Source organism: Micromonospora sp. NPDC049101, assembly GCF_040648675.1.
Taxonomy (GTDB): Bacteria; Actinomycetota; Actinomycetes; order Mycobacteriales; family Micromonosporaceae; genus Micromonospora.
Map to the genome: position 1 here is coordinate 523,167 of NZ_JBEZED010000001.1, position 24,267 is coordinate 547,433.

General features: G+C 69.7%; 16 protein-coding genes and 1 pseudogene. 2 read left to right on the plus strand and 15 right to left on the minus strand.

The window, feature by feature from the left end:
* Positions 1-60 precede the first annotated feature (60 nt).
* The 5 genes from AB0B57_RS02390 to AB0B57_RS02410 form a co-directional block, all read right to left on the minus strand.
* Entirely contained in the window at positions 61-912 is an 852-nt protein-coding gene (locus AB0B57_RS02390; protein ID WP_357064355.1) for an alpha/beta hydrolase, read from the minus strand.
* A 12-nt stretch (positions 913-924) separates the two neighbouring features.
* A complete protein-coding gene (locus tag AB0B57_RS02395) occupies positions 925-2,505 on the minus strand; it encodes a fatty acid--CoA ligase (RefSeq protein ID WP_357064358.1) in 1,581 nt (526 codons plus the stop codon).
* A 14-nt stretch (positions 2,506-2,519) separates the two neighbouring features.
* Positions 2,520-4,784 carry a beta-ketoacyl synthase N-terminal-like domain-containing protein gene (locus AB0B57_RS02400; protein WP_357064361.1) on the minus strand — a complete coding sequence of 755 codons (2,265 nt, stop codon included), beginning with the start codon at positions 4,782-4,784 and terminating at the stop codon, positions 2,520-2,522.
* Between the two features lie 41 nt (positions 4,785-4,825).
* Positions 4,826-11,245, minus strand: a complete 6,420-nt coding sequence (locus tag AB0B57_RS02405) for a type I polyketide synthase (RefSeq protein WP_357064364.1) — start codon at positions 11,243-11,245, stop codon at positions 4,826-4,828.
* 85 nt (positions 11,246-11,330) lie between these two features.
* Positions 11,331-11,774, minus strand: coding sequence for an acyl carrier protein (locus AB0B57_RS02410; protein ID WP_357064367.1), 444 nt, complete (start codon positions 11,772-11,774; stop codon positions 11,331-11,333).
* A 687-nt stretch (positions 11,775-12,461) separates the two neighbouring features.
* Between AB0B57_RS02410 and AB0B57_RS02415 the strand changes: the two genes are divergently transcribed.
* Positions 12,462-14,030, plus strand: coding sequence for a DHA2 family efflux MFS transporter permease subunit (locus AB0B57_RS02415; protein ID WP_357064370.1), 1,569 nt, complete (start codon positions 12,462-12,464; stop codon positions 14,028-14,030).
* On the plus strand, positions 14,027-14,611 hold the full coding sequence (gene paaI, locus AB0B57_RS02420; RefSeq protein WP_357064373.1) for a hydroxyphenylacetyl-CoA thioesterase PaaI: 585 nt from the start codon (positions 14,027-14,029) through the stop codon (positions 14,609-14,611). Before AB0B57_RS02415 ends, paaI begins: the two co-directional genes overlap by 4 nt.
* On the opposite strand, the gene AB0B57_RS02425 is transcribed toward paaI, so the two are convergent.
* The 10 genes and pseudogenes from AB0B57_RS02425 to AB0B57_RS02470 all read right to left on the minus strand — a co-directional run bounded on the left by AB0B57_RS02425 (position 14,559) and on the right by AB0B57_RS02470 (position 24,263).
* Positions 14,559-15,002: a nitronate monooxygenase gene (locus AB0B57_RS02425; protein ID WP_357064376.1), complete on the minus strand. Its 444-nt coding sequence runs from the start codon at positions 15,000-15,002 to the stop codon at positions 14,559-14,561. The genes paaI and AB0B57_RS02425 overlap by 53 nt on opposite strands.
* Positions 14,992-15,141, minus strand: a pseudogene (locus AB0B57_RS02430) (nitronate monooxygenase); the annotation flags it as partial. The gene AB0B57_RS02425 and the pseudogene AB0B57_RS02430, both read right to left, overlap by 11 nt.
* Positions 15,072-15,362, minus strand: coding sequence for a nitronate monooxygenase (locus AB0B57_RS02435; protein ID WP_357064379.1), 291 nt, complete (start codon positions 15,360-15,362; stop codon positions 15,072-15,074). The gene AB0B57_RS02435 and the pseudogene AB0B57_RS02430, both read right to left, overlap by 70 nt.
* Before the next feature lie 2 nt (positions 15,363-15,364).
* Positions 15,365-15,952, minus strand: a complete 588-nt coding sequence (locus AB0B57_RS02440) for a TIGR03086 family metal-binding protein (protein ID WP_357064382.1) — start codon at positions 15,950-15,952, stop codon at positions 15,365-15,367.
* Between the two features lie 51 nt (positions 15,953-16,003).
* Entirely contained in the window at positions 16,004-17,413 is a 1,410-nt protein-coding gene (locus AB0B57_RS02445) for a lysine 2,3-aminomutase (RefSeq protein ID WP_357064385.1), read from the minus strand.
* Positions 17,410-18,855 carry a 3-carboxy-cis,cis-muconate cycloisomerase gene (gene pcaB / locus AB0B57_RS02450; protein ID WP_357064388.1) on the minus strand — a complete coding sequence of 482 codons (1,446 nt, stop codon included), beginning with the start codon at positions 18,853-18,855 and terminating at the stop codon, positions 17,410-17,412. The genes AB0B57_RS02445 and pcaB overlap by 4 nt, the downstream gene beginning before the upstream one ends.
* A 24-nt stretch (positions 18,856-18,879) precedes the next feature.
* Positions 18,880-20,790, minus strand: coding sequence for an FAD/NAD(P)-binding protein (locus tag AB0B57_RS02455; RefSeq protein WP_357064503.1), 1,911 nt, complete (start codon positions 20,788-20,790; stop codon positions 18,880-18,882).
* Positions 20,791-20,963: 173 nt separating this feature from the next.
* Positions 20,964-22,691 (minus strand): class I adenylate-forming enzyme family protein, encoded by a 1,728-nt coding sequence (locus tag AB0B57_RS02460; RefSeq protein ID WP_357064390.1) that lies wholly within the window; start codon positions 22,689-22,691, stop codon positions 20,964-20,966.
* A gap of 34 nt (positions 22,692-22,725) precedes the next feature.
* On the minus strand, positions 22,726-24,045 hold the full coding sequence (locus tag AB0B57_RS02465) for an FAD-dependent oxidoreductase (RefSeq protein ID WP_357064393.1): 1,320 nt from the start codon (positions 24,043-24,045) through the stop codon (positions 22,726-22,728).
* Positions 24,042-24,263, minus strand: a complete 222-nt coding sequence (locus tag AB0B57_RS02470; RefSeq protein WP_357064396.1) for an acyl carrier protein — start codon at positions 24,261-24,263, stop codon at positions 24,042-24,044. The genes AB0B57_RS02465 and AB0B57_RS02470 overlap by 4 nt, the downstream gene beginning before the upstream one ends.
* Between the last annotated feature and the right edge of the window lie 4 nt (positions 24,264-24,267).

The following is a 24,267-nucleotide window of genomic DNA, read 5'->3' on the forward strand; positions in this document are numbered from 1 at the left end:
CGCCCGGTGGGTACAGACCCACCGGGCGCGCGCTACCTGGGAGAACGACCGGCGGCGCGGTCAGACGGTGGGTTCCGACACGAAGTCCGCGATGGCCGTCAGCGTCCCAGGGTCGGTGAGGATCTTGCTGTGTCCGAAGCCCTGAGTGGTGATCATCCGGGACTGGTCGGGGAAGGCCGCGGCGATCTTCTTGGCCTGCGACATCTCGATCCGGAGGTCGTCCTCGTCGTGGATCACCAGCACGGGACCGGTCACCCGGTCCGCCTGGTACGGGACGGAGAAACGGCGGTAAATGTCCTGCTCCTGCGGGAACAGGCCCTCGAACCGGCGGCTCAGATCCTTCCTCAGGCGCTCGGACAAACCGAGTTCCTCGCTGAACCGGTGGACCAGGTAGTCGAAGTCGCACACGGCGTTCACCGTCACCACGCGGTCGACCTTGACCCCTTTGCGCATGGCGTGGAAGAGCGCCAACGACCCGAACGAATGGGCGACGGCCGCCTGGAAGGGGCCGTGCCGCTCGTACAGTTTCTCGATGATGTCCGCGTACTCCAGCAGCGTGGTGCGGTTTCCCTCGGAGTCGCCGTTACCGGGTGCGTCGAAGGTGACCGCGCTGTATCCACGGGCGAGCAACTCCGCCACCAGGGGTGCGTACCGCGAGCCGCGAGACTCCCAGCCGTGGACCACCAGGACGGGCTTGGCGCCGTCCCCCCACTGGTAGGTGACGACCCGCCGACCGTTGTACTCGATGCTGTCCACCTGGGCCTGGGCGTGGACCTCGGCCTCGTTGGGGCGCACCCGCGACGGGGTCCGGAGCTTGCAGAACAGTGCGAACGTCCACTTCCCGGCGAGACCCGGTACGACCACCGAGGCGACCCGCAGCCCAGCCTTCACCGTGGAAAGGGCGATGCTCATAGGAATCTCAATTCAGTTGACGTTGCGGTCCACATGCGCCCAGAACTGGTCCCGGAGGATCCGACGCAGGATCTTGCCACTGGGGTTACGGGGGACTTTGTCGATGATATCGTACTGGGAAGGGATCTTGAAGTCGGAGATCAGCCCCTTCAGCGACAACATCAACTCACGCGGCGTCGCCTGCTGACCTGGGCGTAGTACCACAAAGGCCCGGACCGCCTCACCCCAGCGCTCGTCGGGTACGCCGATCACCGCCGCCTCCGCGACCGCGGGATGCTTGCACAACGCGTTCTCGACCTCGGCGGGGTAGACGTTCTCCCCGGCCACAATGATCGTGTCCTTGATGCGGTCGGAAATGTAGAGATAACCATCCTGGTCGAGGTATCCGGCGTCACCGGTGCGGAACCATCCGTCCACAAATACCTCGTCGGTCGCCTCCTTGAGGCCCCAGTACTCGATCATGATCGCCGGGGTACGCAGCCAGATCTCTCCCACCTCGCCGAGCGGCACCTCGACACCGTCCGCGTCGACCACCCTCAGGTCGACGCCGGGCATCGGGCGACCGGCGGCCCGCATACGTGGGCTGCCCGGAACATGCTCGGCCGCCGGCAGGCACACCGCGCAGTTCCCGGTCTCGGTGAGACCGTAGAGCTGGACGAACTCACAGCCCATCGCATCCAGGCTCTGCCGCAGCAGGCTCTCGGAGATCGGCGAGCCCCCGTAGGCGACCTTGCGCAGGCTGGCGAAGTCGTCCGACCCGACCCGGGGCTCAGCCAGGATCATCTGCAACATCGCCGGAACCACCAGGGTCGTGGTGATTCCCGACTCGCGGATCAGGGTGGCCGCCTCCGTGCTCAGGAACCGACGCATGGCCACGCTGGTGACGCCCGCGTTGAGCGCCTGCATCGCCCACCAGAGGCCGGCGACGTGGAAACCCGGGATGCCGATCAGGCTCTTGTCGTCCGACCGCCAGTCCAGCCAGTCCAGGTCGTTCTCGACCAGCAGGTCGTTGATCCGGAAGAAGCTGCGGTGCGGCAGCACGACGCCCTTCGGAAGGCCCGTGGTGCCGCTGGTGTAGAGCTGCACGATCGGGTCCTCGGGCCGGACCGAGGTGTCCAGGTCGTCGCCGGAGTGCTCCGAGGTCCAGGCCCGGAAACCCGCACCCAACTCGCCCTCGCCGTCCATGTCGACCACGAGCCGTAGCTGATTCTGCTCCCGCTGGAGGTCGAGCGCGGTGGTGCGGAACTCGCGTTCGGTGAAGAGAAGCTCCGTGCCCGAGTCGCGCAGGATGTGCTCGATCTCCGTCGGCGTCAGCCGCCAGTTGATCGGCACGAGCACGGCCCCGCTCTTCGCGCAGGCGAAGACGATCTCGTAGTAGTACTCCGACTCCTTGCCCAGGTAGCCGACCCGTGTTCCGGGTGTCACGCCGGCCGCGAGAATCGCGCGGGCCGACCTGTTGCTTCCCCGGTGCAGTTGCGCGAAGGTGACCTCGCGACCCTCGCATTCGATGGCGACACGGTCCGGATGCCGCTCGGCGTGAAAGGTCGCGGTGTCGACGACTGTCTTGAGGTTCGGGTAGTGCATCTGTGGCATCCCATCAGCTCGCGTCAGGACCATTGATAGCCTTCGGGCCAGTACCGTCTGCCGGTCAGGGCCGGGCCGGGAAGGCGGCACAGTGCCTGCCCCGCCCGCGCCGACAGCTCGGTGAAGACAATCTCGGCGCCGGCCGCGTACTGCTCCCCCACCAGGTGCAACCAGCCGGCCGCGTCCAACTCGGCCAGCGGCACCGGTACGGCCTCGGCAGTCGCCGCCGCACCCAGCACCCACACGTTCCCGGTGACCGTCACGTCCGCCGCGACCGGTCGCGGCGGTACGGCTCCCAGCGCACCGGCCTGCCACCGCGCGGCGACCTCGGTCGTCCCGGTACGCTCGGCCACCACATCGGACAGTACGTGGCGGTACCGACCGCCGAACAGTCCGCCGGACACCCGCAGCCCCACCGCCGTCAGCAGCTCGTACCAGCCCATCGCCCAGGCGAGCCAGGTGCCCTCCGGCAGTGCTTGACCGTCGGCGAGCAGTCCGTCCAGTGCCGGCAGGCCCATGGCCTCGGCGCACCCGCGTATCCGGGCGGCGAGCGGCTCGAACCCCGCACCCAGGCTGGTGGTCAGCACCGCCCTCAGCCGCGAGTCGTCAAGCTCGGGCAGCTCGACGTGGATACCCGCCCGGGTCACCCGCTGTACCGGGCCAGCGGCCAGCGCGTCGAGGAGTTCGGACCGGCCGGTGACGACGGCCGCGGCGCGGACCGGGAGATGGTCGCGACCGTGCGCCAACGTACGGCAGACCGTGTGGTGGTCCCACTCCGCGCGCTGGTCCAGGTGACGGTGCAACCGATCGGCGGTCGCCGCCAGCGCCGCGTCGTTGTGCGCCGAGAGGACCAGCAGGGCGGGGACACCCGGTGCCGTGGGGGCCGCCTCCGACCGCTGCCGGCCCGGGACGCCCTCCAGGATGACGTGCGCGTTGATCCCGGTGAAACCGAAGGAGCTCACCCCGGCCAGGCGGCGTCCGTCCGACGGCCACGCCATCGGCTTGTCCGCGAACCGCAGACCGGTCCGGTCCCACGCGACGCCGGGGTCGAGGTTCTCCGTGCCGACCTGCGGGGGCACCTCGCCGTGGGCGAGGGCGAGCACCGTCTTCATCAGGCCCACCGCGCCGGAGGCGGTCTCCAGGTAGCCGAGGTTGGCCTTGCAGGACCCCAGGTACAGCGGCGGGGCCGTCGGTGACCGACGCTCGTACGCCTCGGCCAGGGACTCGGCCTCGATCAGCCCGCCCAGCCGGGACCCGTTGGCCTGGGCCTCGACATACTGCACGTCGAGCGGTTCGACGCCAGCACTGCGCAGCGCCAACTCGATGACCGTCTTCTGCCCGGCCCCCGCGGTCACCGCCATCGAGGGGCGGTCGCCGTGGGAGTAGACCGCGCTGCCGCGCAGCAGCGCGTACGGCAGGTCGCCGTCGGCGACCGCGTCGGAATGCCGTTTGACGACCAGGATGCCGCAGCCCTCGCCCCGGACGTGGCCGTCGGCCTCGGTGGTGAACGGGCGGCTGCGGCCGACGCTCGACAGCATGCCCGGCTTGCCCAGCACCGCGGTGGTGAACGGGGAGAGCAGCAACTGGCAGGCGCCCACCAGGGCGACGTCGCACTCGCGTCGCCGGAGTGCCTGCGCGGCCAGGTGCATCGCGGTCAGCGCCGAGGACGACGACGTCTCAATGGTCATCGCCGGGCCGTTGACGCCCAGCATGAAACCGATCCGCCCGGACGTCGCGCTCAGGGTGTTGCCGAGCGCCATGTGCGGGGACAGGTCGTCGGCCGGCACCCGGTTGCGCACCCAGGCTATCGGGTACTCCACCGTGCTCGCGCCGATGAAGATCCCGACCCGCTGGCGGCGCAGGTCAGCGCGGGTCAGGTTCGCGTCGGCGAGCGCCTGCACGGTGACCTCGAGCAGCAGGCGCTGCTGCGGATCCATCCGCTCCGCCTCCTGCTCGGTGATGCCGAAGTAGTCGGCATCGAACAGGTCGACGTCGTTCAGGTACGCACCCGAACGGAGCACGTCGGCGATGGGTGCCAGGTCGGGCGCGTCGAGGTTCCAGCGCGCCCGACCGAGGCTGTCGGTGGGCGGGCCGGCCGACTCCGTCGGCACGACCCGTCCCTCCCGCAACGCGGTCCACAGACTCCGCGGATCATCGATCGCCCCGGGGAGGCGGCAGCCGAGCCCGACCACCGCGATGCCCTGGGTCTCGTCCTGCCGCTGCCGGGCGAGCATCACCATGAGTTGCTTCTTGGACAGCGACTCAAGATAGTCGATGTAGTTCGTCAAAGCCCGTTCTCCACGTCGCGCCTGCCCTGGTTCTGTCGCTTCTAGATGAACTCGCGCAGCGCGTCGAGTTCCGCGTCCGCCGCACTGTCGTCGAGGTCCTCGACGTCGACCTGGTCCGTCTCCGACTCGGTCCCGGACTCGGACTCGACCGGCGCCAGTTGCTGGCCGATGAACTCCGCCAGCGTCCCGACGGCCGGGTAGTCGAACAGGATCGACGTCGGCAGCGGCACCCGGAACACCGATTCGAGCGCGTTCTTCAACTCCACCGCCGCCAGCGAGTCCAGCCCCAGTTCCACGAACCTGGCGTCGGCCTCGATGTCGTCGAGGGAGTCGAATTGCAGCACCGCGGCGACCTTCGCCCGCAGCAACGACCGGATCGCGGCGTCCCGGTCGCTTCGGGGCAGGCTCATCAACTCGTCCAGGTCGATCGTCTGCGCCGGTCCCACCTCGGTCGTCAGAACCTGCTTGAACAGCGCGTTGGCCACCGGCTGACCGGCGGCGAACTTCTCCCATTCGAACTCGCAGATGATGCTCTGCGGCGCCGTACGGCCCATTGCCCTGACCAGTGCCCGGGTGGCCTCGGCGGGCTTGACGAACTTGACGCCACGCTCCTCGATGCTCTTGATCTGCCCCGACGTCAGGTTGGCGGCCATGCCCACCTCCGCCCACGGTCCCCAGTTGACGCTCAACCCGGGCAGCCCCTGGGCGACCCGCCAGTGCATCAGTCCGTCCATGAAGGCGTTGCCGGCGGCGTAGTTACTCTGGCCGGCCGCACCGATGATCGACGCGATCGAGGAGTACGCCGCGAAGAACTTCACGGTGGGTACGGCCGCGGCCGCCCGGTGCAGCAGCCACGTCCCGTACACCTTCGGGCTGAGCACCCGTTCGAAGCTCTCCCAGCTCTGGTTGGCGATGGGCGCGTCGGCGAGCACACCGGCGGCGTGGATGACCCCGCCGAGCGGGGCGTCCGACTCCGCGATGGCGGCCATGATCCGGTCCACGTCGGCGGCGTCGGCCACGTCGCCCTGGTGCACGCGGACCCGCACGTCCGCACCGATCGCCGTGGTCAGCGCGGCCAACTCCTCGTCAGCCACGAGTCGCCGGCTGACCATCGCCACGTGCCGGGCGCCCTCCTGGGCGAGCCGACGTGCGGTGACCACACCGAGGGCACCCAGGCCACCGGTGATGAGGTACGTCTCGTCCGGGCTGATCGTCAGCGGCCGGTCCACCGGTCGGGTGTCGCCGAGGGTGAGCACCAGCTTGCCGGTGTTGGCGCCCCGGCTGAGTACCCCGAACGCCTCCTCGACCTCGTCGAGCGAGTACGCGACGGTCGGCAGCGCGCCGACCTGCCCCGACTCCACCAGATCCACCACCGTTTGCAGGATCTGCTTGTTGAGGCGGTTGAGCTCGTCCTGCGGGAACTCGCTGAGGTCGAAGTTGTGGTAGTCGACGTCCGGACGCTCGGCCCGTACCTGCTCGGTGGACCAGATGCCGATCTTGCCGAGCTCGACGAACCGGCCGTCCTGCCCGAGGCAGCGCAGCCCGGCCGGGACGTACTCCTTGTTCAGGCTGTTGAGCACGATGTCGACGCCGCGCCCCTCGGTGATCCGCAGGATCTCGTCGGAGAACTCAAGGTTGCGCGAGTTCATGATGTGCCGCACGCCCTGCGACCGCAGCAGCGGCCACTTGCGCGGGCTGGCGGTCGCGTAGACCTCGGCACCCGCGAGCTGGGCGAGCTGCACGGCCGCCTGGCCGACCCCGCCGGCGGCGGCGTGGATGAGTATCCGGTCGCCGGACTTGATCTTCGCGAGGTTGTGCAGGGCGTAGTAGGCGGTGACGTACGCGGCGGAAAGCCCGGCGGCCTCGGCGAAACCGATCCCGGACGGCTTGCGGACCGCCACCCCCGAGGACACGGTCATCCGCTTACGCATGCAACCGAGCTGGCTGAGCACGACGTCCTCGCCGACCGCGAACTCCGCGTCCGGACCGGCCGCGACGACGGTACCGGCGGCCTCGAAGCCCAGCGGCAGCGGCTTGTACTCGATCCCGTTGTCCAGCGCGTACTGCTTGAGCATGCCGAGAGCGTTGAGCACATCCTTGAAGTTGAGACCAGCGGCCTCGATCCGGACCTCGATCTCGTCACCGGTGGGCGCGACGTCCTGGACGGGGACCGGCTTGATGTTCGCGAACTGGCCGTACTCCACGATCGACAGCTCGAAGTTGTCGTCGTTGCCGGCGCCGCCGGCCTGCGGAAGCACCCGCTTCACGAACCGGCTGCCACCCCGGTAGGCCACCTGGAACTCGCCGCCGCCGGTGTCCCCGGTGAGCAGCTCGTCCACCAGCGGCTGGAAGTCCACCCCGGCGCTGACCGGGGGCAGGTCGAGCAGGGTCGCCCGCAGCGTCGGGTACTCGTTGAGCAGGACGTGGCCGAAGCCCCACAGGGAGGCGGCCACCAGGCTCTCGTCCGTACGGTCGTCGGCGACGTCGCCGGGCAGCCACTGCGCGCCCTGCGTCACCAGCGTGACCCGCAGTTCCCGGCCCAGCCCGAGGCCGTCCAGTTGCGCGACCAGCGTGAGCAGGTCCCGATAGTTGCGTTCGGTCTCGGTGCGCAGGCGCTCCGCACCGACCTGGTCGGGCGCGGCACGCCAGAACCAGTACACGTCGGTGAAGGTGGGCTCGGCGGCGAGAGTCGCGCGCACCTGCTCGGTATCGGTGGCGAACCGCAGCCGTACGCCCGAATCCGCCAACGACGGCGCCACGGACGCGAACTCCGCCTCGGTACGGTGCAGGACGAGCACGTCACCGCGTCCCTCGGCACCCGCCTTCGCGGCGACCAGCGAACGCCGCAGCCAGCGGGGTTCGTGGAGCAGACTGCGTCCACCGTCCGACGAGGTGTTCGCGACGCGCTTGAGCCGCACCTCGTGTACGACGAACACCGGACGGTCGCCCTCGAGCACCACGATGTCGGCGGTGAGTTCCGACGCGGCGACCCCGTCCTGGGCGTCACCGGGCAGGTTGAGCTGGAGCAGGGTGCGCAGGTCGCCCTTGGGCTTCTTCAGCAGCTCGACGCTGCCGAATCCGACCGGAAGGTAGGTGTCGCCCAGCTCGGCGACCCCGGCCAGGGTCTGCATGGCGCAGTCCAGCACCGAGGCGGGCAGGGTCCCGACCGCGGGCGTGTCGATGCCCCGCAGATCCCCGATCGCGAACCCGTCGGCGTACTGCGCCACCGTGCGGATGCGCCGGAACTCCGGCCCGTACGGCAGCCCCAACTCGACGAAGTCGGCGTAGATGTCGTCGGCCCGGTGGACGGCGACCGGGGTGTCGCAGGCCCGCTCGGTCGACCGCAGCCGGCTGACGACGTCGGCCAGCGTGACCGCGTTCTCCGGCGGGCCACCGAGCGTGGCGGTGACGTGGCGGCGCTCGATGGCGCCGTTGCGGGCGGCGATACGGCTGACGATCTCGGCCTGCCACCGCCCATCCCCGTCCGACCGGAGTCGAGTACGCACCTCGGTGGGGGACTCCTCGGGCAGGAACAGGGGCTCGAGGATGCGGACGTCCTGGACCAGGCGCCCGGTCTCGCCGAACACCGCGTCCTGCAACGCGAGCAGAACCTCGACGTAACCCGCGCCGGGGAAGACGACCTGACCCATGACGATGTGGTCGGCGAGGTGGGCTGGACTCGTCGGGTGCAGTTGAGTGGAGAACTCACGCTCTCCCGTCGCGCGCTGCGCGTCGGTCGAGACCTCCGTACCCAGCAGCGGGTGCCGGTCGCTCGCCGTGGCCAGCGTCCCGGCCGGGGCGAAGATGCCGCCGCGGTTGGGCACGGGCAACCAGTAGCGCCGCTTGTCGAACACGTAGGTCGGCAGGGTGATCCGGCGACGACGCCGGCCCTCGTGGTAACCGGACCAGGAGATCGCCAGGCCGGACGTGTAGCAGCGGGCCAGCGCGCCCCGGATGGTCGAGCCGTCCTGGTCCTTCGGGGTCAGGCTGGACAGCCACAGGTGCGGGGCCGGGTCGCCGCACCGCTTGCCCATGCTGGTCAGCGCGGCGGACGGGCCGACCTCGATGAACACGTGCCGGCCCCGGGTCTGGACGAAGCGCATGCCGGCGGCGAAGTTCACCGGCTCGCCGATGTGGCGTACCCAGTAGTCCGGGTTGCCGACGTCGGTCAGGCTCGCGACCTTACCGGTCAGGTTGGAGACGAAACTCAGCTCGGGCTCGCGGAACGTGACGTCCTTGATCGCGTCGCGGAACGCGTCGAACACCTCGACCATCAGCGGCGAGTGGAAGGCGTGCGACACCGGTAGCTGCTTCGCCGTGATCCCTTGGGCCAGCAGTTCCTCGGTGATCTTCGCCAGTGACTCGGTGCCGCCGGAGACGACGCACTGCTTCGGTGCGTTGATCGCACCGAAGCTGACGTCGGCGTACCCCGCCAGCAGCGGAGCCACCTGCTCCGCGGCGGCCCGTACCGCCACCATGCCGCCCGGCGTGGTGACCGACTGCATCAGCCGGGCCCGCGCGGCGACCAGGGTGATCGCGTCCGGCAGGCTGAACAGCCCGGCGATGGTGGCGGCGACGATCTCGCCGACACTGTGCCCGAGCAGCACGGTCGGCTTCACACCCCACGAGATCCACAACTGGGCGATGGCGTACTCGAGCGCGAACAGGGCCGGCTGGGTGTAGACGGTCTGGTTGATGTCCTGCGGGTCGCCGGACGCCTCACCGAAGGCGAGTTCCTTGATCGACCGACCGAGCGCCGGCGTGAAGAGGCGGTCGCACTCGTCCAGGTGGGTTCGGAAGACCGGGTACTGGGCGTAGAGCGCGCGCCCCATGCCCGCGTACTGGGAGCCCTGACCGGTGAACAGGAACGCGACGTTCCCGCCCCGGAACTCGCCCTCCGCGCCGGAATCCGACTCGGGTTGGGCGAGGTAGCTGTCCAGCAGCGCCTCGATGTCGGCCCGCGACGACACCGTGCCGGCCAGCCGCGCGTTCCAGTGGGTCCGACCGACGTTGCTGGTGTAGCAGAGGTCGGCCACGTCGACGTCGGCCTGCTCGTCCAGGAAGCGACGGTACCGCTCGGCCTGCGCCCGCAGGGACGACTGGCCGCGCGCGGAGAGCGTGAAGAGCAGCTCGTCGTCGGGCGCGACGGCGGACGTCGGGGAGGCCGGCGGCGGGGGTGCCTGCTCGAGGACGACCGTCGCGATGGTGCCCGCGAACCCGAACGAGTTGACCAGTGCCCGCCTCGGGGCGCCCTCCCAGGTGACCTGCTTCGTCGGCACGGTCACCCGGTAGCGGTCCCAGGGGATGTGGCGCGACGGGGTCTCCAGGTTGATGTGCGGGTAGATGACCCCCTCCTGAAGCTGAAGGACGGTCTTCACCACGCCACCGACGCCCGCGGCGGCCTCCATGTGCCCGATGTTGGTCTTGACCGAGCCCACGATCACCGGCCGGTCCGCGTGCGACTCGGAGAGCACGGCGTCGATGGCACCCATCTCGATCGGGTCGCCGAGCGACGTCCCCGTGCCGTGCGCCTCGACGTACTGCACGTCACCGGGCTCGAGCATCGCGCTGGCCAGCGCCTCGCGCATGAGGATGGCCTGGGCGGTGCCGTTGGGTACGGTGAGGCCACCGCTCTCGCCGTCCTGCCGGACCGACGAACCGCGTACCAGCGCGAGCACGGTGTCACCGTCGCGCCGGGCGTCGGAGAGTCGCTTGAGGACCATCACTGCACAGCCCTCGCTGCGGCTGTAGCCGTCCGCGCTGTCGTCGAACGTCTTGCAACGGCCGTCGGCGGCGAGCATGTTGGCCTGGGAGAACACGACGTGGTTACGCGGGTGGTGGACGGCGTTCACCCCGCCGAACAGGGCGATGTCACACTCGCCCCGCCGTAGTCCCTGGGCGGCCAGGTGCAGGGCCACCAGCGAGGAGGAGCACGCGGTGTCGATGCTCATGCACGGGCCGCGCCAGCCGAGGAAGTACGACAACCGTCCCGACATCGCGCTGTGCGCCGTACCGGCGGCGATGTGGGAGGTCAACTCGGTCGGGTCCAGCCGGTCCACCTCGATGGTGTAGTCCATCGAGCTGATGCCCATGTAGACGCCGCCGTTGCTGTCACGCAGGGTCGCCGGATCGATGTTCGCCGCTTCCAGCGCCTTCCACGCGCACTCGAGCACCAACCGGTGCTGCGGGTCGACGTAGGCCGCTTCCTTTGGCGAGATGTTGAAGAACTTGGGGTCGAACTGGTCAATTCCGCTGATGAATCCGCCCCCGGCGGTAAGGACCCTGCCCTTCTCCGCCGCATCGTCGCTGTACAGGCCCTGAACGTCCCAGCGATCGTCGGGAATCGGACCCGTGCCCGATCGCCCCGCCCGCAGGAACTCGGCGAACTCCTCCGGGGTCTCGTTGTTTCCGGGTAGCCGCAGACCCATGCCCACGATGGCGATCGGTTCGTACTTCTCCATCAAGAGCTTTCGGACCAAGTCGTCATTCCGGATCTGCGAAGCCATCGCCGTCATGTCATCCCCCATGGATCAGTCAACCCCGCGGTCAAGAAGAGTAAAGGTCTTTGAGCATGTCGTTGAGTAGGTCTTTCGGTGAAGTGTGGCCGTCACTGTACGACGCCGGCACTTTCACCACGTCTCTCTCGACCGGGGCCGTCGCACTGCCAGAAGACGACGAGGTCTGCGGAAACAGATCCACCAGCACCTCGGTGCGCAGGTAGGTGAGCAGATGGGCCGCTGTCGGATTATTGAACAAACTCGCCGCGTTGATCGGGCGACCGAGCCCGGCCACCAGTCGTTGCTGAATCTCGGTCGCGCCGAGCGAGCTGAGCCCGAGCCCGAAGTAGCTCTCGTCGAGCGGGAAGACGTCCGAGTCGCCCATCAGGAGCCAGACTTTGAACTCCGCCACGACGAGGGCCTCGAGCACGCTGGCGCGCTCGGACAGTGGGGTGTCAGCCAACTGCTGGTACCAGGGCGGATTGACAGTCAAGATCGGTCCCCCTACGGACGTCGGGATTGAGGTCGCCGGCACTGGCGGCGAGCGTCTCCACGCAGGATCGCCACGGAAGCGACCCGTTCCGACACATGAACGTACTCACAATTCAGAGCCCATGTCAGTTCAGCTACTTCCCTCCCAAAACACCCTTCGATGCCACACCGGGCGCGAACCGAAACCCTTCCGCAACGCGATGAACTGGGGATTCAATGGCCGGGGCAAGATGCCGCCCGGACGGCCGGGCAGCCATACCCAAGCACGTGACAAACATCACATCGACGCCGGATGTGTCGGTTTGTTTCATGGCAGCGGTTGATTCGCCCGCCCCACCCACGGGAAAGTGGCCCCACTCGACGAGAAACTGTCACCATCCCGACTCACTCATGATCATGGCCAGCATCTGGGACACCCGGTGGAACGGACCCCGGCAGCATCCTCGGGGAGCATTAACCGATCGACATCGGACCGCACTGCGGCGAGTAGACAGAGTGTCGGTAAAACCGCACCTGTCACGCCGGCGGCGATTTGTTGCCTGACCTGTGCCGGCCATCGGATGCGTCCGACCCGCGTATGACAAACGGCGCCGGCGCACCCCGCGAGGACGCACATCGGGAGAGCAAACCGGGCACCCCTGCACCTACACTGTGCCGTGGCGTCGCTACCGAACGAGATTGGATTTCCATGACAGCGCAGAAACAGTCGGACTCGCCGTCCGGGTCGCCCGCCGCCGCGACGGCGGTCCGGCCACCGACGACACGGCAGTGGCTGACGCTGGCCGTGCTCACGATCGCGCAGCTCACCGCCTGGCTCGACAACACAATCCTGAACGTGGCGCTCAAGACACTGGCCGATCCGGTGGCGGGGCTCGGCGCGACCACCAGCCAGCTACAGTGGTCGATCAGCTCGTACACGCTGGTCTTCGCCGGGCTGCTGTTCACCGGCGGGGTGCTCGGCGACCGGTTCGGTCACCGACGGCTGTTCCTGTTCGGCATGGCCTTCTTCGGCGTGTCATCCGCCTGGGCGGCGTACTCCGCCGACACCACCCAGCTCATCGTGGCCAGGGGCGCGATGGGCATCGGCAGTGCCCTGATCATGCCGGCGACCCTGGCACTGGTCGCGAGGGTCTTCATCGGAGGACACCGGGCGGTGGCCATCGGCGTGTTCTCCGCCGCCAGCGGGCTCGCGGTGGCGGCCGGTCCCCTGGTCGGCGGGGCACTGCTGGAGCAGTTCTGGTGGGGATCGATCTTCCTGATCAACGTACCCTTCGCCATCGCCGCGATCGTGGGCGCGCTCTGGCTGGTGCCCAAGGCGGAGAGCAGCCGGCAGCAGCGCTTCGACCCGCTCGGGGTACTGCTGTCCACCGTGGGTATCTTCATCCTGGTCTACGGGGTGATCGAGGGTGGCCACCGCAACGAGTGGACGCAGCCGCACGTACTCGGCCCGATCCTCGGTGGCGTCGTCCTGCTCACCGCGTTCGTCTTCGTCGAGCTACGGGTGCCGCACCCCTGCTTCGACGTGCGGCTGTTCCGCAACCGGCACTTCACCGGAGCGAGCGTGTCCGTGATGCTCACCTTCTTCGGACTGGCCGGCGCGATGTACTACTCGAACTTCTATCTTCAGGGCGCACGGGGGTACTCACCCCTGGAGAGCGGCGCGGCGATCGCCCCGGTCGCGATCGGGGTGGTGCTGGGAGCACCGCTCTCGGTCCGGCTGGTGCAACGGTTCGGCCTCCGGCCGGTCGTCGCGCTGGCCATGCTCCTCGCCGTCAGCACGTTCTTCGGCTTTGTCTTCTTCACGCTGGAGACACCGATCATCTGGTTCTGCGTGCTGATGGTGGCCCAGGGCCTCGGCATGGGTGCGGTGATGGCCCCCACCACGGAGGCGATCATGGCCACGCTGCCCCCGGAGCGCACCGGCGCCGGCTCGGCCGCGAACAACTCGATGCGTCAGGTCGGCAGCGCCCTCGGCGTCGCCGTACTCGGTTCGGTGCTGTCGGGTGTCTACCAGGACGAGGTCGCACCCAGCCTGGACGTCCTGCCAACGCAGGCACAGGAGGCCGCGGGCGCCTCGGCCGAGGCCACCCGGCTCGCGGCCCAGTCGTACAACCTCCCCCAGTTGGTCGACCAGGCGAACGACGCGTTCATCACGTCGATGCACACGACAAGCATCGTGGCCGGCGCGGTATCGTTCCTCGGCGTCGTGGCGATCCTGGTCTTCCTGGGCCGGACCACCACCGGTTCGGCACGGTGAGCACGCGGGCCGGCACAACGGACACGACGCCCGGCGCGGGCGGGGCGACCTCGGCAGGAGCACCGAAGTCGACGGACAACCCGACCACCCTGGACAAGCGGGGGGACAACGGCGCGGACGTCCGGGCCACCGCGCAGGCCCGGGCCCGCGAGCTCTACGCCACCGACCTCACCTGCCAGACGCTGGGCATCGACCTTGAGGAGGTCGGCCCAGGGTACGCACAGGTCCGGATGCGGGTCGCCCCGACAATGGTCAACGGACACGGGATGGCCCACGGAGGCTATCTGTTCCTCCTGGCCGACGCGGCGTTCGCCTTCGCCTGCAACACCTACGGCCCGGTCACCGTGGCCCAGAGCGCCCAGGTGACGTTCCTCCGACCGGCCGAGGTGGACGACGAGTTGCGGGCCGAGGCGGTGGAGCGGACCCGGTTCGGGCGCGCCGGGATCTACGACGTCACCGTTCGCCGTACCGACGGCGTGGTGATCGCCGAGTTCCGTGGACAGAGTCAGATGCTCGCCGGCAGGCCGGTCATCGGGACGCCCCCGGCTGACCGGGCACCGGGCGCAGCCGCCCCGCCCTGAGCGCGGCCGCCTCGGCTGCCTCCGCGGCCAGCACCTCGACCAGCCGCCGCGCGGGAAGGTCCCGGGCGAACCGGTGCCCCTGGCCGGCCCACAACGCCATCCCGTCCGGATCGCCGGCCGCGGCGGCGGCCCTTCGGATCGGCACGCTCAGATGGTGCACCTGTGGGTAGGCCGACGGGGCGGTGTTCCCGTCCTCCCGGGTGAAGCGGTTGGTCAGGCCACGCGCGGGTCGCCCGGAGAACGCGAGGGTCACCGACGTGCCGCTGAACCGGGGGTCCACCAGGGCGGCCTGGTGCCGGGGATGGGCGCCGCTCCCCCGGGGTACGCAGGAACGCCGTGCCCGGTTGCGCGACGCCCGCCCCGGCCGCCAGTACGGCGGCGACCGCACCACCGTCCATGATGCCGCCTGCCGCGATCAGGTCGAGGTCCACCGCGTCGCGGACCTCGGCGAGCAGGGGTATCAGGCCGACGCCGTTCCCCTGCGACGGCTCGGGCGTGAACGAGGCGCGGTGCCCGCCAGCCTCGGGTCCCTGGACAACCAACACATCGACACCGGCCCGAGAGCAGACCCTGGCCTCGTCGGCACGGCCCGCAGGTCGGCCGGCGACCGGTAACCGGCGGCCAGAAAACCCAGGCCGCCGGCCGCCGAAACCTCACCGACCAACGCGGGGGTCGAGGCGCCACCGGCCATCGGCGCCGCGACGATCGGGTGTCTGAGCCGCCCGAGCACGTCCCGGGTGGACGCGCCCACGGTCAGGCCGGCCAGGCCGGGGACCGACCGAGCAGCCGCAGCAGACGGTCCTGGTCCGAGCCCTCTTCCGGCAGCGGCGGCGCGAACGACGAACCCGGCAGGCTGCGGGAGGCACCGACGGGTACCGCCCGTCGGGTGACCTCCAACGCCGCCTCGACGATGTCGTCGTCGAACTTCGGCGGCGCACCGAGCGCGGCGCCCACATCCCACCCGTGCACCACGTAGTCGAGGAAGTGGAAGCTGATCGCCATCCGGGCCGGGAAGCCGCCGACCCGCCGGATCTCCGGCAGCCAGAACTCTCGGCGCATGACGTCCGGTCCGTCGAACGCGCCGATCACCCGTTCCGCCGACCGGAGGTAGTCACCGCCCGGGTCGGCCGCCGGCTGCTCCCGCCAGACCGAATCGTCCTCGGTCTCGCCGTCCGCCGCCGCCGCGAAGCCGTTGTTCTGGGCGGTCATGTGGGCCAGCAACTGCCGCAGGCTCCACTGCGCGCACGGGGTGGGCAGATCCCACTGTTCCTCCCGCGCACTGGAGACGATCTCCACGCTCTGCCGCACCGCCCGGCGGTTCAGCTCCTGGATGTCCACCACAAACCCTCTTTCCGCTTGCCGCTGATTTGTCTGCCGCCCTACCCGCCCCGGTCAGTCGTCGAACTGGCCGTGCTCCCGCCACCAGCGCCGACCGGAGTCGGACAGGGAGGAGATCGGGTCGTAGTAGGCGTAGCGACGGTCCAACCCGTGCTCCAGGTCGCCGGAATCCGCCGTCTCGATCCCGGTCCGGTAGTTCTTCGTCCAGTACGAGACGCCGCGCTCGCGGTCGTACTCACTCACCTGGTGTACCCAACGCTTACCGACGTACGGGACGTCGCAGACGATCCGAGGCGTGGCGTACCCGGGCAGGTAACCCATGATGTCGTGTTGCAGTTCCTGCGCCTCCCACACGGCGATCCGCCAGTGCTCCGCGTTCGGGATCATGTCACACATGTAGAAGTAGTACGGCAGGATGTTCGCCTCGCCCTGCAACGCGAAGCACAGGTCGAGCAGGTCGGTCGCGGTGGCGTTGACGCCCCGCATGAGCACGCCCTGGTTGCGTACGTCCCGGACACCGGCGTCCAACGCGGCCCGGGCCGCCTCGGCCACCAGCGGGGTCACCGACTGCACGTGGTTCGCGTGCGTGTGGATGGCCAGGTTGACCGCGCGGCGTGCCGCGGTACCGGCCACCCGGGCCAGCCCCTCCCGGACGCTGGGCTGGAGCCAGTGCTGCGGCAGGCCGACCAGTGCCTTGGTGGCCAGCCGGATGTCGCGGATCGACTCGATCTCCAGCAGCCGCATGAGGAACGCCTCAAGCTGCGGCCACGGTACGTTGGCCACGTCGCCGCCGGACACCACGACGTCACGCACGCCCGGCGTACGACGCAGGTAGTCGATCATCTGGCTCTGCCGGTCCGCCGGTTTGAGGGTGAGCCGGAGCTTCTCGATCTGCGGGGTCGAGTTGCCGACCAGGTCCATCCGGGTGCAGTGGCCGCAGTACTGGGGGCAGGTGGAGACCAGCTCGGCGAGCACCTTCGTCGGGTACCGGTGGGTCAGGCCCTCCACCACCCACATCTCCGCCTCGTGCAGCGAGTCACGCTCGGCGTACGGGTGGCTCGGGCCGTCGGGGTCCCGGTCGCTGTGCAGCGGAAGCATGTACCGGCGGACCGGGTCGGCCACGAATGCCTCGCTGTAGGCACGCCGGTCGGTCCGGTCGTACGGTGCCATCGTGTTCAGCATCTGCGGTGGCAGCAGCATCGACATGGTGGCGAAGTGCTTCTGGTCGGCGGCGAGATCGTCATAGACGTGGTCGTCGAGCAGACCGCCGACCACCGCGCTCAGTTGTCCGGCGTTCTTCACACAGTGCGCGCGTTGCCACTGGGCGTCGCGCCACTGCTCGGCGGTGACGTCCCGCCAGCCAGGGAAGCGGCGCCAGTCGGGTTCGACGAGTGGAGTTCGTACATACTGGTAGGGCTGCTGATTCCGCACATCGTGCGGTACTTCTTGCACTGTGGCAGTCATCGGTCCTCTTGGCCGTACGAAACATAGTGACGTCGCAACACGCGGGCGACGACGTCCTCGGCGGCGCCGAGATAGTTGCCAGGGTCAAGCAGGTCGTGTATTGCCCGGTCCTCGCCGAGGCTCCCGGCCAGCTCGGGTGCCGCCGCCAACAGGTCGTCGAAGGACCCGCCCCCGGACGCCGCCTCCAGCGAGATCCTGGCCAGCAACTGCTTCGCGACGACCTTGCCGAGCCGCGGCGCGAGGGCCACGTTGAGTCTTTCCGAGACGATGGTCCCGCCAGTGATCGCCAGGTTGCGCGACAGTTGCTCCGGGAACACGGTCAGCCCCTCGGTGAGCTCGACCGCGTTGCCGGCCGCACCGGCGGCGAGTCGCAGCGCCTCCCGCAACGGCTGCCACTCGGACTGCCAGCCGCCGGCCGACCGCTCGTCCTCGGCGAGCAGGCTCTGCCCGAGCATGAGTGCGTACCCGGGCACCTGCCGGGCCGCCGCGACGATGACGGTGGCCAGTACGGGATTGCGCTTCTGCGGCATCGCGGACGACACCCCCCGGCCCTGCGCAGCCGGCTCCACCACCTCGGCGACCTCGGTCCGTGACATACCCAGGACGTCCACCGCCAGCTTGCCCAGCGCGCCGGTGACCACCACCAGCGCCCATCCGATGTCGGCGAGCGGGGTGCGCTGGGCGTGCCACGGCGCCTCGGGCTCACGCAGGCCCAGCTCGGCGGAGAACCCGGCCAGCAGGTCCACGCCGTGTCCGGGGCCGCCGGGGGTGCCGGTGATCCCGGCCGAGCGGGCGTACTCCTCGTACGCGGCGAGCGTTCCAGCCGCCCCGCCGAGCTGTGCGGGCAGGCTGGCGCGGACCTGCCGGACCCGGTCGACCGCGTCGAGTACCAGGGTGAGCCAGCCGGCCGCTTTGAGACCGAAGGTGATGGGCGTCGCGTGCTGGGTGAGGGTGCGACCGGCCATCGGTGTGGCCCGGTGTTCCCGGGCAAGGGTCGCCAGCGCCTCCGCCACCCGGGCCAGGTCCCCCTCGATCCGGGTCAGGACCCGGGCGGTGAGCAGCATGCTCGCCGAGTCCAGGATGTCCTGGCTGGTGCTGCCCCGGTGCACGTACTCCGCCGCGTCCGGGTCGGTCTCGGCGACGGCACGGGTGAGTTCCTGCACGAAGGAGACCACCGGGTTGGCGGCGCCCCGGGCCCGGCGGGCGATGTCGGCGACGTCGAGGCGGGCCGAGGCGGCCACCCGCGCGATCACCTCGGCGACCGGCGGCGGGATCACCCCGAGCCGGGCCTGTACCCGCGCCAGCGCGACCTCGACCTCCAGCATCGCCGCCACCCACGCCTCGTCGGACAGCAGCCCCTCCAGGCCGGCACCGGCCCACATCGGGCTGAGCAGGCCGGTGTCGGCACCCGGATCTACGCTGTGGTCGTTGCTGGTGGTCACGACGGCTCCTCTCTGGCGGACCGGTCAGGACGCGACGGGTGTCGACATCGTCGACGGCACCTGGGGAACGGCCGGGATGGCCAGGCAGGCCCGCGCGATGGCGTCGGCGTCACCCAGGATGACCGAGTCCACGCCCGGTCGGATGCCCGCCGCGGTCGCCCAGTGTACGGTCTCGGTCGGTATGCTCAGTGCGTACCGATTCAGGTGAACTCGACCGGATCTGTTGAGTAGCCGACACGGTCGACGGGTCACCGCCATCGCCCCCGTCTGGTATTCCCCCCGCTCCGGGTCCGGTATCCGGTACGGGCGGCACTGTCCCCGAGCCACCAGGCTGCGCAGCAACGGGTCCTCGGTGGACCGGATGTCCACCTCCGGCAGTCGCGCCTCGATGAGCGCGGACACCTCCACCGTCGAGTCCGGGATCTGGCTGGAGCTCACCACGAGCCCCGTCCCGTGCCGGGTCGGAGTGACCGTCAACCCCGGTCCGATGACGTTGACCACGCCGGCCTCGATGAGCGCGATCAGCTCCTCGATCCGGCTCGGCGGCGGTCCGATCGACACGAACGCGTTCAGTGGCGTGTACCACGACTGCAACTCGCTGCGGTACGAGCCGCCGGTGATGCCGGAGTGGTCCACCACGAGCCGGATCTCGTTGCGCAGGTCCCGCATCACGTCCAGGGCGGCCTTCATCGGACCCCGCACGTTACCGAGCCGTGCCTCCACGACATCCTGGCGCAGATACCCGAGCAGCCAGTCCTGGAACTCCCGGTTACTACGGAACTCCTGGTCACCGTACGGTTGGGCGACGCGGTCCCAGTTCCACCAGTCCGACTCGGGCACCCGGGAGTGCCGGAGCAGCTTCTCGTCGACCGACGGTGTCGTGGTCTGCCACTGGCAGAACTCCCACAGGAAGGAGTCCGCCGCCTCCTGCCCGTCCCGGGCGGCGATCAGCGCGTGGTAGTAGACGGCCCGGACCTCCCGGTCGACCAACGGCCACACGTCGGAGACGAACTCCACCGGGTCGCCGCCCTCGTGCCGATCCCGCAGCTCGCGTATCACCTCGACGGTGAGGAACAGCGGCATGTGCCGCCCGAAGGCGCCCTTCTGGTTCTCGCCCCGGGAGTGGTACGGGACACCACGGCGTGAGCCGACGAACATCAGCGGCTCGTGGCCGGACGGCCGGTAGGTCAACCCGTCGTCGCCGGGCACGAACCGTCCGCCGCGCCCGACGGTGAGCAGCGCCATGTAGTCGAAGAAGTTCAGCCCCATGCCGCGCAACGCGACCCGCTGACCCGGTGCGATCACGTCCAGGTCCACCTCGGCCGGATTCGCGGTGCGCAGATAGGTCACCCGCTGCGCCTCGGTGTAGGCGACCAGTTCCTCCTCGGGACCGCTCAGCGCCATGTCGACGTGCCCGAGCGTGAGCACCACCGAATCGATCCCGGTGAGCCGTTGCCCGTCGGCGAGGGTCACCGACTGGGTACCGTCCGGCGCGTCGTCCAGGGCGACTGCAGTGTCGGCGTGCAGGTGCACCGAGATGTGGGCCGGGGCGGTACGCATCACATGGTCGAGCACCCACTGCAGATAGTGCCCGTAGAACGCGCGGGTCGGGTACGAGTCCGGACCCAACTGCCTGGCCTCGTCCCGTACCGCCTCCGGGTACCGGTCCACCGACTCCATCAGGGTGACCAGTCTGGCCCATTCGTGCAGGCTGGGTCCGGGCCGGATCGGGCCGTCGCACTGCACACTCTCGTCGGTGAACATGGTCACCTGGGAGGCGACCGTGTTCATCAGCAGCACCGGCGACTGGGTGGACCGCCAGACCCGTCCGCCCGCACCGATGTGCGGGTCGACGACGTGCAATACCACGCGTTGTCCGGTCACGGCGGCGTTGGCAGCGACCCGCTCGGTCACCGACAACCCTCGCGGTCCCATTCCGATGACACACAGCGTGGTGGTGTCGCTCTCCGTCACAGCTCTTCGTCTCCCCGAGTCTGAATTGAAGGTCTGAAGCGGTGCGAGCAAAGGGCGGTCAAACCTGGGCCACCCGGACGCGACCGACCGGCTCTGTGCCCTTGATCGGGCACAGAGCGGCGAGTTCGTCGATGTCAGTCGGAGTACTCGCTCCGACGCGCGGGATCCGTGAGCAGGGTGGACAGCCGGGTCCTGAGCTCGCGCTTGAGTGACTTACCGGTGACGCCGGTCGGGTAGTCCGCGTCGGTGCGGGCCACCAGCAGCGCCGCCAGGGGCGTCAGGTTCGCCTCGGTCAGGGCCTTGTTGGCGTGCTCCAGCAGCTCACCCAGCGGCGGGTCGCCGGCGTCCTGCTGCAACCGGACCGTGGCGACCGGAACCTGACCGGCCCCATCGGCCGACGCGACACCGACCACCGCGCAGTCCCAGAACAGCTCCGCGCAGTCGGCCAGCAGGACCTCCTCGATCGGCAGGCTGTACACCGGCCCGGACGCGGTGTCCATGACGTCGACCGTACGGTCGAGGTGGTAGAAGCTGCCCTCGCTGTCGCGGTACGCCACGTCACCGGTCAACCAGTACCCGTTGAGCTCGAACGAGCGGGTCAGCACCGGGTCGTTCCAGTAGCCCGGGGTACGCGACGGGGTCTGCACGGCGAGCAGACCCACCGTGCCGTCGGGCAGCTCGCGACCCTCCTCGTCGAGGACGGCGGCCCGGTGGACGACCTCGAGCGGCTTGCCGACGCAGCGGTCGTTGCGGGCCGACTCGGGCGTCGTCACCTGTCCGAACAGCGCCATCCCCATCTCGGAGGAGCCCAGTCCGTCGATGAACTGCGACCCCGGCAGCGCGGGCTGCTCCGCCTTCTCGTCGGGCAGCAGCCACGGCTTGATCAGCCCCGCCGGCCGCTCGCCCAGCGTCACCAGTCGACGGATGTGGCCGTAGTGCGCGCCGTCGCCGGTGTTGAACCAGCTGTGCACCTTCGCCGCGCCCCGGACCGGCAGGTCACCCGTGGCCAGCTCCACATAGGTGCGCGGGAACGATGCGACCATGGACGGCTGGAACGCCTCCATCACCGGCTCGACGACCTCGCGCCGCCAGTTCCCCATCACCACCGTCGGTACACCGAGCAGCGTCGTGGTCAGGAAGTAGCTGAGGCCGCCGGCGTGCGTGTGCGGCATCAGGGACATGAGCTTGTCGTACGACTCCGCCGGGAACCGCACCATGCGGGGCTGCTTGCCGTTCCAGAACTGCTTGTGGGCCAGCATGGTGGACTTCGGGGTGCCGGTGGTGCCGGAGGAGTGGATGAGCGCCACCACCTCGTCGTCCTTGTGCTGGTACGGGAACCACTCGGGCAGCTCACCGGGCTGCGGGTCGTACGCCCGGATCTCTGCCGCCGGCACGACGAACCGCGGCTTGCGCTGGTTCGCCCGGTACGCCGCGACCAGCCGGGTCGGGTCGTCGGAGACCACGCCGACCACGCCCACGTGGTCCAGGTACCGCACGGCGCCGTTCGTCGGCATCGCGTCGTTCACCATCGCGGGGATCGCCCCGAGCGAGGTGAGCGCGAAGTAGTGGAGCAACGGCTCAAGTCCCTCGGCGACCAGGACACCCACCGGGTCGCCCGGACGGACGCCGTTCGCCCAGTACCACTTGGCGTACCGGTCCCGCAGCGCGGCGAGATCCACCAGGCTGTGACCACGCAGGACGACGGCGCCCCGGTGGTCGGTCGAGTGGCTGTACGCGTACGGCACGTTGCGGTTCGGGTTCAGCTCAAGGGCACGCTGGAGGAAGTTGCCGGCGCCGAGTGTCGGGTCGGTCATCATCTCGCGCCGAACCGACAGTGGGGCGATGGGGCTGATGGCGCTCATCGAGATCTCCTAGGCTCTCAGTACTCTGCGTGGCTCAGTGCTGCTCTGCGGTGATTTCCGCGGCCACTCGATGGCCGGAGCGGATCGCACCCTCCATCAGGCCGAAGAATTCGGTGCTCGTCTCGGTGCCCGCCCAGTGCACCCGCTGGTGCGGTTCGGTGAGGTGGGGGCCGTGCCGCATCCAGTCCCCCGGGCCGAACAGCGCGGCGTAGCAGCCACGGCTGTACTCCGCCGTGACCCAGTCGGTCACGAAGAACGACACCGGGTCCGGTAGCTGCGGGAAGAGCTGGCGGGCCTGGGCGAAGGCCGCGGTGCGCTGCTCGGCGTAGGTGAGCGTGCCGAACCGGCGGGCCTCGCTGCCGGTGACGAACCCGGTCAGCACCCCGACCCCGCCCTCCGGGGAGTCGTCGACGGTGGACAGCAACGGGCCGTTGGCGCTGACCGACCAACCCGACAGGCCGTGTTCGCGCCACAGCGGGCGGGCATAGACCAGGTGCAGCTTGACCGCACACCCGGGAGCGGTCTGCGCGGAGGCGCGCGGAGCCGGCAGCGCCGGGTGGTACTCCAGGCCGTCGGCCAGCAGCGGCGGCAGCGCGACGATCACGCGGTCCGCGCGCAGCTCGCCGCTGGCCGCGTACACCGTGACACCGTCGGCGTCCTGGTGGATCGCCCGTACCGGATCGGAGAGCCGGACCCGGTCGCCGAGCGCGGCGGCGAGCACCTCGCACACCTGGTGCGCGCCACCGGCGACCCGCTCCTCCTGTGCCCCGCCCTCGAACGCGTTGAGGTAGCTGACGCCGCCACCGGAGCGCAGGTAGAACGCCATGTGCAGGACCGAGATGTCCGCCGGGTCGGCGGCCATCATCTCCCCGAGGAAGAGCGGGAAGAACAGTTGCGCGTCCGGATGCGGCAGGTTGTGTCGCGCCCACTGCGCCGCCGTCATGGCATCCAACTCGGCCGCGTTCGGCGTCAGCCAGGGCGCGTCCACCCGTACGCTCGCGACCAGCTCGTCGAGCAGGTCGAACATCCCGCCCAACGCGACCGCGTTGAGCGGCGGGAACCGCCCCGGGCTGGTGTCCCGCCCGTCGTTGAGCGCGAACGTGCTGGCCCCCGCCATGGTCGTCGGCGTGGTCTTCAGGCCGGTGCGGGCCAGCAGGGCCAGCAGGCTGGTGTGCCGCTCGCCCAGGTACGCCGCACCCGCGTCGACCCAGTCGCCCGGCGCGACCTCGATGCCGTGGGTACGACCCCCGACCCGGTCGCGTGCCTCCAGAACGGTCACCTCGACACCGGCCGAGACGAGTTCCGTCGCGGCGGTCAGGCCGGCGAGACCGCCGCCGACAACGATGACGCTCACTGGACCACGCTCGCGATCTTCTCGGACAGATGGTCGGGCGACGGACCGCTGAGGAAGTCGTCGAAGGACAGCTCGACGCCGTACTCGCGGGCGATTGCGCTCAGCACCCGCGTCGCGAGCAGGGAGTCTCCGCCCAGCTCGAAGAAGTCCGAGCTCATCGCGATATCGTCGGTCTGCAGAACCCTGCGGAAGATGTCGGTCACTCCGGCGGCGCTCATTGGC

What these genes read in the sequence shown, in the direction of transcription:
- AB0B57_RS02415 (WP_357064370.1), top strand. Translation starts at nt 12,462, where the DNA reads ATGACAGCGCAGAAACAGTCGGACTCGCCGTCCGGGTCGCCCGCCGCC.
- AB0B57_RS02445 (WP_357064385.1), bottom strand. Translation starts at nt 17,413, where the DNA reads ATGACTGCCACAGTGCAAGAAGTACCGCACGATGTGCGGAATCAGCAG.
- AB0B57_RS02470 (WP_357064396.1), bottom strand. Translation starts at nt 24,263, where the DNA reads ATGAGCGCCGCCGGAGTGACCGACATCTTCCGCAGGGTTCTGCAGACC.
- AB0B57_RS02405 (WP_357064364.1), bottom strand. Translation starts at nt 11,245, where the DNA reads ATGGAGAAGTACGAACCGATCGCCATCGTGGGCATGGGTCTGCGGCTA.
- AB0B57_RS02395 (WP_357064358.1), bottom strand. Translation starts at nt 2,505, where the DNA reads ATGCCACAGATGCACTACCCGAACCTCAAGACAGTCGTCGACACCGCG.
- AB0B57_RS02455 (WP_357064503.1), bottom strand. Translation starts at nt 20,790, where the DNA reads ATGGGACCGCGAGGGTTGTCGGTGACCGAGCGGGTCGCTGCCAACGCC.
- AB0B57_RS02460 (WP_357064390.1), bottom strand. Translation starts at nt 22,691, where the DNA reads ATGAGCGCCATCAGCCCCATCGCCCCACTGTCGGTTCGGCGCGAGATG.
- AB0B57_RS02390 (WP_357064355.1), bottom strand. Translation starts at nt 912, where the DNA reads ATGAGCATCGCCCTTTCCACGGTGAAGGCTGGGCTGCGGGTCGCCTCG.